Below are 11,895 nucleotides of genomic sequence, written 5' to 3'. Positions count from 1 at the left end.
CCCCCCCCCCCCCCCCCCCCCCCCCCCCCCCCCCCCCCCCCGCCCCACCGACCCCGCGCATCACGTCCCCACGTGCACGCCGTCCGCAATCTCACTGCACCCCAGGTGATCCAGCGCGATCTCCAGCGCGTGCATGTAACTCTGCGCGCAGTACCCGCGCGCCACGCCGATGCGCTGGCCCGCATCCGCCGGCAGGCACGCCTCCGGGGCGCGCGCATCGTCGTCGTGCACTTCCACATAGGCGTTGTGCAGATGCGGCAGCAGGCGCTGCAGGCGCGCGCTGTCCACGCATGCACCGGGATCGAGCAGGGTGACTTCGCCGCGGCTGTGATCGGCCACGCGCAGCGCATCCAGCAGTTCCTGCTCCGAGCCGCACGCGCGGATCGCCACCGTGGTGCCCGCATCGATCGCACGGTGCACCAGGGATTTGAGAACGAGCGGAGGCAGCGGCTGCGCGGTACGGATCAGCTGCCCGGCCGCTTCCGGCCCACGGATGATGAAGATCGACATGGCTCAGCCCTCCACGGCCTGCAGGCGATGGGCGGCGATCGCCAACGACAGGCGACACGCGTCCTGGCGGCCGCTGCTGCACACCACCCGCGCGGCCGGGGCATGCTGCGGATGCAGGTGCTCGTCCAGCGCATCGTCGTCGTTGCTGGCCATCTCGATGTACGGCACCGGCAGGTCCTCCAGCGCGGTGCGCAGCGCCTGGCCATAACGGGCCCACTGTGGCGCATCGACCGCCGCGGTGGCGATCAGGACCAGTGCCGGGCGGCTGCGCTGGGCACGCTGCAGGCAGCGCACCAGCGCCGGCAGGGAGTCGCAGTCGCGGCAGGCCAGGCGGTGCCCGGCGACCCGCGCAGGCAGCGGCGACGCGTCCGGTACGGCGTTCGACGGTTTGTGCCGGATCAGCAGGATGGTCATGGAACGTCTCTTCGAAGCGCCCTTCGGCGCGGTGTCGCCACGATGCGGCCGCGCCCCGTAAAACCGCGATGCCGACCGGGCGGCCCCTGCGTAAACAGTGCGTAGCTTTTTCAGCGCGGGCCAGGGAACTTGCCCGCCGTCCGTCCGGTCACAGCCACACCCTCCCTGGAGCGCCCGTATGGACACCCCCGCCGCCGCCTCAGCCCCCACCGACCACCGCCTGCTGCGCTGGCTGAAGAAGGAAGCCTTGCCGCTGCTGGTGATGCTCGGCCTGCTCGCTGCGGCGCGCGACACCTTGGCCAATCACTACCAGGTGCCCAGCGGTTCGATGCAGCACACTCTGATGCCGGGTGACCGGGTAGTGGTGGACATGCGCGCCTACGGCGTGCGCCTGCCGTTCACCTCGGTGGAGCTGCTGCACACCGGCCAGCCGCAGCGCGGTGACGTGGCGGTGTTCGATTCGCCGCAGGACGGCACCCGCCTGATCAAGCGCATCGCTGCGGTCGGCGGGGATCGGGTCGAGCTGCACGACGGCCACCTGAGCATCAACGGCCATCCGCTGGCCCAGGCCGGGGTCGGTGAGATCGAAGACTTCGGCCAGCATCTGGCCCAGCTGGATCTGGGCCAGGGGGGTGGACCGGACATCACTGGGCTGACCGTCCCGACGGGCGAGGTGCTGATGCTCGGCGACCACCGCGGCAACAGTGCCGACGGCCGCTTCTTCGGGCTCGTCCAGGCCAGCGCGCTGTACGGCAAGGCCTCGCACGTCTACTACCGGCGCGGCGAAGGCCTGACCTGGCAGGCGCTGTAATGTCCGTCGCGACCTGAATCGATATCTGATTCGTCTCAATCAAGACCTATCAGGTTATGGATCGACCTGCCGGCGCTGCCTATCCTGAGCGCTGACTCCTCGCTCCGGCTCGTCCACGCGGGCCTTATCGGCATGAATGGCGACATCGCCGCGGTCCCCGACCGCAGCCCCCCGACTACCACCACAGCTCCGGCCGGTGACCAGATCCAGCAGGGCTCCCCGGCCTTCCGGCGCACCGCGGCCGCGCTGTTCCTGGCCGGCTTCTCCACCTTCGGGCTGCTCTACACGGTGCAGCCGCTGCTGCCCGAATTCAGTCGCCACTTCGGCGTCTCCGCAGCCAACAGTGCGCTGACCCTGTCGCTGAGCACCGGTCTGCTGGCGGTCTCCATGCTGATCGCGGGATTGATCTCCGACCGCATCGGGCGCCGCAGCGTAATGGTCGCCGCGCTGCTGGCGTCCAGCGTGTTGTCCGTCGCCACCGCGATGGTGGATGACTGGACCACGCTGCTGGTGCTGCGCACGCTGCTCGGCATCGCGCTCAGTGGTGTACCGGCGGTAGGCATGACCTACCTCGCCGAGGAAATGGACAGCCGCGCGCTGGGCCTGGCGATGGGCCTGTACATCGGCGGCAACGCGATCGGCGGCATGAGCGGCCGTCTCATTGCGGGCATCGTGGCCGACCATTGGGGCTGGCGCTGGGGTATCGGCGTGGTCTCGTTGATTGCGCTGCTCAGTACCGTGCTGCTGTGGATCCAGCTGCCGCCGTCACGCCACTTCCAGAGCCGCCGTGGCGGCCTGCGCGAATTGCCTTCGCGCTGGCGCAGCCTGTTCGGCGATCCGGGCTTGCCGTGGCTGTTCGCCACCGCCTTCGTGTTGATGGGCGTGTTCGTCACCCTCTACAACTACCTCGGCTTCCACCTGCTCGCGCCGCCGTATGGCCTCAGCCAGACCGTGGTCGGTCTGATCTTCAGCGTGTACCTGGTCGGCACCTTCAGCTCGGCCTGGATGGGGCAGCAGGCCAATCGCCATGGCCGCAGCCGCGTGCTGGCGATCTGCTACGGGCTGATCGCGCTGGGCATCGTGCTGCTGGCACTGCCATGGCTGGGCTGCATGGCGGCCGGCATCGCGCTGGTGACGTTCGGCTTCTTCGGCGGCCACTCGGTGGCCAGCAGCTGGGTCGGCAGCCGCGCTGGTGCGATGCGCGCCGAAGCGTCCGCCCTGTATCTGTTCGCCTACTACCTGGGCTCCAGCGTGGCCGGCGTGCTCGGCGGTGTGTTCTACACGCAGTGGGACTGGCTGGGCGTGTGCGGTTTCGTCGGCGTACTGACCGTGGCCGGTGGCGTGATCGCCTGGCGTCTGGGCCAGCGCGTGCAACCGGCCATCGCAGCGCTCGCGCTCAGCCGCTGACACCCTGCAGCAGCCGGGTGAAGTGACCGATCAGCGGCGACGCTGGGCCGCGGCGGCAGGCCACGTGCACTTCCGAACTGGCCGCACGATCACTGAGTGCGACGAAGCGCGCGCCGTCCACCTGGATATGGCTGCACGAGGCGGGTAGCACCGTTACCCCCAACCCTGAGGCCGCCAGGCTGATCAGTGTCGAGGCTTCCCCGGCTTCCTGCACGATGCGCGGGGTGAAGCCGGCACTCCGGCACAACGCGATGAAGTGATCGTGGATGCCCGCACCCACCTCGCGCAGGAAACCGACGAACGGCTCATGCGCGAACAGCCGCAGTGCCACCGCTGCATCGGCCGGCAGATCACGCACCAGCGGATGCTGGTCGTGCACCACCAGCGCGAGTGGATCACTGAACAATTTGCGCGACATCAGCGGCGCGGGCAGGGCACGTTTGCGGATCAACCCGACATCCAGTTCGCCGGCCATCAGCGCATCGATCTGCTGCAGGGTGTTCATCTCGCGCAGCGTCAACTGCACCTGTGGGAATTGCTGGCGGTAGGCGAAGATCGCGCGCGGAATCTGCGTGGACAGCGGCGTGGCCCGGGTCAGCCCGATGCGCAGTTCGCCGGTTTCCCCGCGCTGCGCGCGCTGGGTGAGGTCGATCGCGGTCTCCACCCGGGCCAGCACTTCACGCGCCTGCTCCTGCAGCACGCGACCGGCATCGGTCAGTTCCACGCGGCGGTTCGCGCGCAGGAACAGCCGCGCGCCGAGCAGCGATTCCAGTTGACGGATCTGCTGGCTGAGCGGTGGCTGCGACATGCCCAGCCGCTCGGCCGCCCGACCGAAGTGCAGTGTCTCGGCGACGGCCAGAAAGTAGCGCAGGTGGCGGAGTTCGATGGACATGGGGCGTGCGTCAGCGCTCGGAATGACCACTTTCATCATAGCTGCGCGGACTGAACAGGTCCGGCTGGATCAGCTCGATGAAGGCCCGCGCCTGCGGTGACAGGAACCGCCCACGCCGCACGATCACCCCATAACTGCGCTCCGGGAACCACGCACTCATCGAGCGCGTCACCAGCTTCTCGCGATCAGCATCGTGGAGGCAGAGCGCCGGCACGATCGAGATGCCCATGCCCATCGCCACGTACTGCTTGATCACTTCCCAGCCGCCCACCTCCAGCGCCACGGTGTAGGGCAGCCGATGCCGCTGGAACACCTGGTCCACCAGCCGGTAGGTGATCTGGCGCTTGGGCGGCAGCACCAGCGGGTACTGCGAGATCGCCTCCAGGCTCAGTTCGCCGTGCGCCAGCGGGTGCTCGGGCGGGGCGATCAGCACCTGCTCGAAGCGGTAGGCCGGGGCGTAGCTGAGGTCGGCCGGCACGTCGGTCATCGAGCCCACCGCCAGGTCCGCCGCATCGCTGCGCAGCAGATCGGTGCCGTCGGCGCTGATCGCGTTGTGCAGGGTCAGGCGGACATCCGGGTGGCGCTGGCGGAAGCGCTCCACGATGCGCGGCAGCAGGTACAGGATGGTCGAGCTGTTGGCCGCGATGTTGAGCTCGCCGGCGTCCAACCCTTTGACCTTGTCGCGGAAGCTGGCCTCCAGCCCGTCAAGGTTCTCCACCAGCGGCAGCGCCATCTCGTACAGCAGCTGGCCTTCACGGCTGGGCACCAGGCGGCGGCCGCTGCGCTCGAACAGATTGACCCCGAGTTCGCGCTCCAGGGCCTGCAACTGCTGGCTGATGGCCGGCTGGCTGACGAACAAAGCCTCAGCTGCCCGTGAGACTGAGCCCAGGCGGACCGTCTGGCAGAACGCCCGCAGCGGCTTGAGCCGATCGGATTTATAGGAAAACCGGGGACTTGGCGTGCGCGGCGTGGTCATGGTGTCATGAGTATAAGCACACCTTATGTAAGCCATTGCAATAACTGCTTTGTCAAATATCGGCGCGGCGGCGCACGGTGGAGCTCAACCGCACCGCAGGAGCCCGCCATGTCCGCCGTCGCTTACGCCACCGCCCAGCCCACCCCCGCCGATGCACCGGCCACCCCCGGCATTGCCCTGACCACCCAGCTGGCCGGCCAGTCCGCGCTGCTGCCAGCGGGGGTACTGGCGCTGCTGGTGTCGCTGCACCGGGCGGTGGAGCCGGAGCGTCAGCGCCGGCTGCAGGCACGGGTGGCCCGCCAGGCCTTCTTCGATGGCGGCGGCCTGCCGGACTTCCGTGCCGATACCGCCGAGATCCGCAGCGGCGACTGGCAGGTCGCCCCGCTGCCGGAGGCGCTGCAGGACCGCCGGGTGGAGATCACCGGCCCGACCGACCCGAAGATGGTCATCAACGCGCTGAACTCCGGCGCCAAGGTGTTCATGGCCGACTTCGAGGATTCCACCGCCCCGGCCTGGCGCAACCTGCTGGCCGGCCAGCAGGCGCTGATCGGCGCGGTGCGTGGCGATCTGACCTACACCGGCCCGTCCGTGGATGGGAAGCCGGGCAAGCAGTACACCCTGCGTCCGTTCAACGAGCAGGCCGTGCTGATCGTGCGCCCGCGTGGCTGGCACCTGGATGAGAAGCACGTGCGCATTGATGGCCAGCCGATCGCCGGTGGCCTGTTCGATGCGGCGGTGTTCGCCTTCCACAATGCCCGCACCCTGATGTGCAAGCAGCGTGGCCCGTACTTCTACCTGCCCAAGCTGCAGAGCATGGAAGAGGCGGCGCTGTGGGAGACCGCGCTGTCGCACATCGAGGGCATGCTCGGCCTGCCGCACGGGCAGATCAAGGTCACGGTGCTGATCGAAACGCTGCCGGCAGTGTTCGAGATGGACGAGATCCTGCATGCGCTGCGCGACCGCATCGTCGGCCTGAACTGTGGCCGCTGGGATTACATTTTTTCCTACATCAAGACCTTCCGCCGCCACGCCGACAAGGTGCTGCCCGAGCGCGGCCAGGTGACGATGACCCAGCCGTTCCTGAAGGCGTATTCGGAGCTGCTGATCCGCACCTGCCATCGCCGTGGCGCGCATGCGATGGGTGGCATGGCCGCGCAGATTCCGATCAACCATGACGCGGCCGCCAACGAGCAGGCGATGGCGCGGGTGCGGGCGGACAAGCTGCGCGAAGTCACCGCCGGCCATGACGGGACCTGGGTCGCCCACCCCGCGCTGATCCCGGTCGCGCAGGCGATCTTCGACGAACACATGCCCGGACCGAACCAGCACCGCGTGCTGCGCAACGATGTGCAGGTGGGCCGCGATGATCTGATCGCCGCGCCCACCGGCACCATCACCCGCGCCGGTTTCGAGGGCAACGTCGAGGTCTGTGTGCGCTACCTGGCCGCCTGGCTGGACGGCAACGGCTGCGTGCCGATCCACCACCTGATGGAAGACGCGGCCACCGCCGAGATCAGCCGCAGCCAGCTGTGGCAGTGGCTGCATACCCCCGGCCAGCACCTGGACGACGGCACCGCCATCGACCTGGCCCTGCTCGACGCCACCCTGGCCCAGCTGCCGGCGCGGCTGGGCGATACCGCCGCGCTGCCCGGCAGCGCCCGCATCCCCGAGTCCATCGCGCTGCTGGCCGCGCTCAGCCGCCGCGATGAGCTCACCGACTTCCTGACCCTGCCCGCCTACGACCGTCTCGACTGAGCGCCATCCATCCACCTGCCGTAACCGCATCCGTTCCCTTTGGAGATTCGACATGAGCACCCTGCAGACCGCCGAACAGATCCAGCACGCTTGGAACACCGACCCGCGCTGGGCCGGGATCACCCGCAACTACACCGCCGCCGATGTGGTGCGCCTGCGTGGCACCGTGCACGTGGAGCACTCGCTGGCGCGGCTGGGCGCGGAGAAGCTGTGGACGTACCTGCAGGAAAAGGACTTCGTCAACGCGCTCGGCGCGCTGACCGGCAACCAGGCCATGCAGCAGGTCAAGGCCGGCTTGAACGCGATCTACCTGTCCGGTTGGCAGGTTGCCGCCGATGCCAACCTGGCCGGCCAGATGTATCCGGACCAGTCGCTGTACCCGGCCGATTCGGTGCCGGCGGTGGTCAAGCGCATCAACAACACCCTGCTGCGTGCTGATCAGCTGCACCATGCCGAGGGCAAGGATGACATCGACTTCCTGCAGCCGATCGTGGCCGATGCCGAAGCCGGTTTCGGCGGCGTGCTCAACGCCTTCGAACTGATGAAGGCGATGATCGAGGCCGGCGCGGCGGGCGTGCACTTCGAGGATCAGCTGGCCTCGGTGAAGAAGTGCGGGCACATGGGCGGCAAGGTGCTGGTGCCGACCCGCGAGGCGATCGAGAAGCTCAACGCCGCCCGCCTGGCCGCCGACGTGATGGGCGTGCCGACTCTGCTGGTGGCCCGTACCGATGCCGAAGCCGCCGACCTGCTGACCAGCGATGTGGATGGCAACGACCAGCCGTTCACCACCGGCGAACGCACCGTGGAAGGCTTCTACAAGACCCGCAACGGCCTGGAGCAGGCGATCAGCCGCGGCTTGGCCTATGCGCCCTATGCCGACCTGATCTGGTGCGAGACCGGCAAGCCCGACCTGGAGTTCGCGCGCAAGTTCGCCGAGGCGATCCATGCGAAGTTCCCCGGCAAGCTGCTGGCCTACAACTGTTCGCCCAGCTTCAACTGGAAGAAGAACCTGGACGACGCCACCATCGCGACCTTCCAGAAGGAGATCGCCAAATACGGCTACAAGTTCCAGTTCATCACCCTGGCCGGCTTCCACGCCCTGAACTACTCGATGTTCAATCTGGCCCACGGCTACGCGCGCCGCCAGATGAGTGCCTTCGTGGAGCTGCAGGAGGCCGAGTTCGCCGCCGCCGACCGCGGCTTCACCGCGGTCAAGCACCAGCGCGAGGTCGGCACCGGCTACTTCGACGCGGTGACCCAGGCGATCCAGCAGGGCCAATCCTCGACCACCGCGCTGAGCGGGTCCACCGAGGAAGAGCAGTTCAACGCCGAACGCGCGGCCTGACCCCGACTGGGCAGGGGGCCAGGGAGGGCCAGAAGGGCGGTCAGTCGGGGGACTGGCCGCCCTTTACCCGTGCCGGACCCCGGTCTTCACGGGATCAAAGCCAGCAGAACGTGCACCGTTTCACGATTTTGGGGCGTAAAAGTCGGAAATGGGATAGGGCGCACAGTTTTGAGGAGTGCTATCCTCCATCGCTCACCAGGGGACGCTGGGAAGCGGGTGTTCGGAAATGACCGGCAAGGGTGCGGCGGCGATCATGTGCGAACAGGAACCAGACATCGACCGCAAGGCGATGGCTGAGATCGTGCACGCCATCCTGAGCAATGGCGAGTCCGCATTGTTCTCCGAATTCGGACGGCAACGCAAGCTGCCCTCAGGCACGCATCTATTCCACCGCGGCCACGCCGGCAACACGATGTACGTGATCGTCAGCGGCTGCATCGAACTGGACTTCGGCGAAGACCTCGTCGTGAAGTCACTCGGTCCCAATGAATTCTTCGGCGAGCTGGGCCTGCTGATCGGCGATCACCAGCGCACGGCCGGTGCGCGTGCGGTCGAGGACAGCATCGTGCTGGAACTGGACCACGACGATTTCCAGCGTCTGGTCGACCGCGACCCCGGTCTGCTGGCCTACTTCCTGCGCCGCACGATCATGCGGGTGGTGAGCAACGAGCAGGTGCTGATCCGCCAGCTGCGCCGCCGCAACCACGATCTCGAAACCGCGCTGGACAACCTCTACGTCACCACCCACCAGCTCACCCACACCCGCGAGCTGGTGCGCACCGACGAGCTGACCGGCCTGCACAACCGGCGTGGCCTCGCGCTCTACCTGCAGGACTGCCGTGCGCAGGAAAACAGCGCGCCGCAGGGCCTGCTGCTGATCGACTGCGACCAGTTCAAGCAGGTCAACGATGTGCACGGCCACCAGGCCGGCGACCGCGTGCTGCAGAGCGTGGCCAACATCCTGCGCTCGGTGGCCACCGAGCCGGACGTGGCCTGCCGGCTGGGCGGCGACGAATTCTGCCTGCTGCTGCGCAGCGCCGACCAGGACAGCCTGCAGCACGCCGCCGAGTTCATTCTCAGCGCGGTGCATGGCCTGATCGGCCGTGCCCACGGCGTGCCGCATGTGTGCCCGGTCAGCATCGGGGTCTGTCTGATCGACCCGCAGACCGACTGGAGCGAGTGGTACGCCCGCGCCGACAACGCGCTGTACCAGGCCAAACGGCTGGGCGGCAACCGATTGCACTGGTCGCGATCAGCGACCGCCACACCCTGATCGGGAGATCGGCATGAACGGCGACAACGGAACGTCGACCCAGGCCCCGCAGATGCGGGCGCTGTTGTTCACCGATCTGTGCGACTCGCTGATCCTGGTGGAGCGCATCGGTGATGCGGCGGCGGCGGAGTTGTTCCAGGAGCATGACCGGCTGGTGCTGGTGTTGCAGCAGCAGTGGAATGGTCGCCTGATCGATCGCTCCGATGGCCTGCTGCTGCTGTTCGAGCGGGCCATCGATGGTCTCGGCTTTGCGCTGGACTACCAGCGCGGCCTGCTGGAGATCGGCAAGCAGCGTGACATCGTGCTGCGTGCCCGCGCGGGGCTGCATGTCGGCGAAGTGCTGACGTGGGAAAACAGCCCCGAGGCGATCAAGGTCGGGGCTAAATCGCTGGAGGTCGAAGGCCTGGCCAAGCCGATGGCTGCACGCCTGATGACCCTGGCCCGGCCCGGGCAGATACTGCTCTCGGCGGTGGCTGAATCGTTGACCCATCGCGCGGTGGGCGAGCTGGGGGAGCGTGGCGAGCGACTGGTGTGGAAATCGCACGGCGGCTGGCGGTTCAAGGGCATGCCCGGTCGCCAGGACATCCATGAAGTGGGCGAGCGGGACTTTGCGCCGCTGCGTGCCCCACGCGGCAGCCCCAAGGCCCGCCGTGCCGTGCCGCTGTGGCGCCGGCCGATGACACTGCTGGCCGAGGTGGCGCTGGTGGCAGGCATGGTCTTCGGCACCTGGGCTTTTCTACGCCCGACGCCGGCCATTGCCTTCGGCGAACGTGACTGGGTGGTACTGGGCAACCTCCATAACCTGACCGGCAATGCACTGCTGGACGACAGTCTTCAACAGGCGTTCCGCATTTCTCTGGAGCAGTCGCGTTACGTCAACGTGCTCAGCGACATGAAGGTGCAGGAAACGCTGGAGCGGATGCGTCGCGAAGGTGGAGCGCTGGACCGCGACGCGGCGATCGAGGTCGCGCTGCGTGAGGGCGCCAGAGCCGTGATCGTACCCACCGTGGCCGAAGTGCATGGGCGGCTGCGTGTTTCACTGGAACTGATCGATCCCAACACCGGCAATACGGCGTGGTCCGACCATGCCGATGGCCGCGGCATGGAATCCCTGCTGGGATCCACCGATGACGTCGTGGCTCAGATGCGCGCGGAGCTAGGCGAGGCCATGCATGACATCTCGCGGGACTCGATGCCCCTGCCCAAGGTGGCGACGGCCAGCCTGGATGCGCTGCATGCCTACGCGATGGGCGTCAAAGCATACGGCGATGGACGCTATGACGACGCGCAGCGGTTTTTCGGGCAGGCGGTGCGTTTCGATCCGGACTTCGCGTTCGCCTACCTGGCACAGCTGCGCATCCAGTGGGGCCGGGGCAATCCCGAGGGGGCCCGACAATCGCTGGCCGCGGCAAAACGCGCCGCCGGTCGCTTGTCAGGGCGGGATCGGCTGTACATGGACGCCTGGGATGCCGATCTCAACGGCGCCGGAACACTCGCCACGGCCGAAAAGTGGAAGCTCTTGGGCGATCTCTATCCCGATTACCACGGCGCCCATGCCAACTACGCCTGGTCCATGCTGAGCGTGGGGCGATATAGCGAGTCCGAGCAGGCTGCACGCAAGGCCGCTGTCGCACAGAACCCGTTGCAGGCCATGGCGTTGCAGGCGCTCGGTCGCGCCGAGCTGGCGCAGAATCACGCCGATGCGGCACTGCGCAGCTATCGTCAATCCGCACGGATCGGTCAATGGTCAGTGAACCGCCACATGGTCGCCGCGCTCGCCGCTCATGGAGACCTGGTGGGCGCCCAGCGCATGCTTGCCGCCGCTCGGAAGGATGATCTTGCCATGCACCTGGAGGGCACCGCCGTCGCGCTGGACGCGGGTGAGCCGGCGGCGGCACTGCGGGCCAATGCAGCTGCGCTGCGCCACTGTGGTGACAATGCGCGGATCTGCGGAATGTTCCAGGCGCAGTCCCTTTCGCTGGCCAGCATTGCCGTGCGAAAGGCCGGCGCACACGAATATGAGCAGCTTATCGCCACCATGATCGCGCAGGCGGCCGATCCTGCGGCAGGCGAGCGGGGAGAGTGGCTGTACATGGCCGCTGCCTCGGCCTATCTCGCGCAACGCGCAGAGCTCTATGACGTGGCACGTCGCCAGTTGCCGCATCTGCAGCGACTTGCCAAGGCGCTGGATGACCCGCGTGGAACGCAGATGGTGGCGGTGCTGGTGGCCAATCAGGATCGCGTGGATGGCCGGGCTGCGGAATCGGTGCAGCGCTTGCGCACGCTCATCGACGGCGGCGAGTTGTTCCAGGTCCACGTCGCCCTGCAGGACAGCCTGGTGGCCGCCGGGGACCAGGTGGCTGCCGCCGCCGAGCAACGCTGGCTGGCGACACAGCGCGGCAGGGCCTACGCGGAGAACGCCGGTTCCTATCTCCTGCAGGCGCTGAATGTCCATGACAGCCGAGCCGCGCAACGACGTCTGGACGCGACGTCGTTGCAGTAATCGCCAGAT

The 11,895-nt window shown here is 67.7% G+C and carries 10 protein-coding genes; 6 read left to right on the top strand and 4 right to left on the bottom strand.

Annotated features, from left to right (window positions below):
* Positions 1–60 precede the first annotated feature (60 nt).
* Together ACE026_RS14695 and ACE026_RS14690 are read right to left on the bottom strand one after the other, a co-directional pair.
* On the bottom strand, positions 61–510 hold the full coding sequence (locus tag ACE026_RS14695) for a 3-dehydroquinate dehydratase (protein WP_486039562.1): 450 nt from the start codon (positions 508–510) through the stop codon (positions 61–63).
* Between the two features lie 3 nt (positions 511–513).
* On the bottom strand, positions 514–924 hold the full coding sequence (locus ACE026_RS14690; RefSeq protein ID WP_486039561.1) for a hypothetical protein: 411 nt from the start codon (positions 922–924) through the stop codon (positions 514–516).
* Positions 925–1,102: 178 nt separating this feature from the next.
* On the opposite strand from ACE026_RS14690, the gene lepB reads away from it, so the two are divergent.
* The gene (gene lepB, locus ACE026_RS14685) at positions 1,103–1,735 is read left to right on the top strand and encodes a signal peptidase I (RefSeq protein WP_282262779.1); all 633 of its coding nucleotides are present in this window, start codon (positions 1,103–1,105) and stop codon (positions 1,733–1,735) included.
* Between the two features lie 132 nt (positions 1,736–1,867).
* Entirely contained in the window at positions 1,868–3,142 is a 1,275-nt protein-coding gene (locus ACE026_RS14680; RefSeq protein ID WP_486039559.1) for an MFS transporter, read from the top strand.
* Here ACE026_RS14680 and ACE026_RS14675 read toward each other — a convergent pair.
* The gene (locus tag ACE026_RS14675) at positions 3,132–4,034 is read right to left on the bottom strand and encodes a LysR substrate-binding domain-containing protein (RefSeq protein ID WP_486039558.1); all 903 of its coding nucleotides are present in this window, start codon (positions 4,032–4,034) and stop codon (positions 3,132–3,134) included. The two genes, ACE026_RS14680 and ACE026_RS14675, sit on opposite strands and share 11 nt — an antisense overlap.
* Before the next feature lie 10 nt (positions 4,035–4,044).
* Positions 4,045–5,010, bottom strand: coding sequence for a LysR family transcriptional regulator (locus tag ACE026_RS14670; protein WP_070474283.1), 966 nt, complete (start codon positions 5,008–5,010; stop codon positions 4,045–4,047).
* A 108-nt stretch (positions 5,011–5,118) separates the two neighbouring features.
* Between ACE026_RS14670 and aceB the strand changes: the two genes are divergently transcribed.
* The 4 genes from aceB to ACE026_RS14650 all read left to right on the top strand — a co-directional run bounded on the left by aceB (position 5,119) and on the right by ACE026_RS14650 (position 11,886).
* Entirely contained in the window at positions 5,119–6,765 is a 1,647-nt protein-coding gene (gene aceB / locus ACE026_RS14665) for a malate synthase A (protein WP_486039556.1), read from the top strand.
* A 52-nt stretch (positions 6,766–6,817) separates the two neighbouring features.
* Positions 6,818–8,110, top strand: a complete 1,293-nt coding sequence (aceA, locus tag ACE026_RS14660) for an isocitrate lyase (protein WP_481485178.1) — start codon at positions 6,818–6,820, stop codon at positions 8,108–8,110.
* A gap of 226 nt (positions 8,111–8,336) precedes the next feature.
* Positions 8,337–9,383 carry a GGDEF domain-containing protein gene (locus ACE026_RS14655; protein WP_313208905.1) on the top strand — a complete coding sequence of 349 codons (1,047 nt, stop codon included), beginning with the start codon at positions 8,337–8,339 and terminating at the stop codon, positions 9,381–9,383.
* A gap of 13 nt (positions 9,384–9,396) precedes the next feature.
* Positions 9,397–11,886, top strand: coding sequence for a putative peptide modification system cyclase (locus tag ACE026_RS14650; protein WP_486039554.1), 2,490 nt, complete (start codon positions 9,397–9,399; stop codon positions 11,884–11,886).
* Positions 11,887–11,895: the final 9 nt, after the last annotated feature.

This window comes from Stenotrophomonas sp. AGC87 (genome assembly GCF_057333975.1).
The sequence above is the reverse complement of the archived record's forward strand: the minus strand, read 5'-3'. Positions and strand labels throughout refer to the sequence as shown.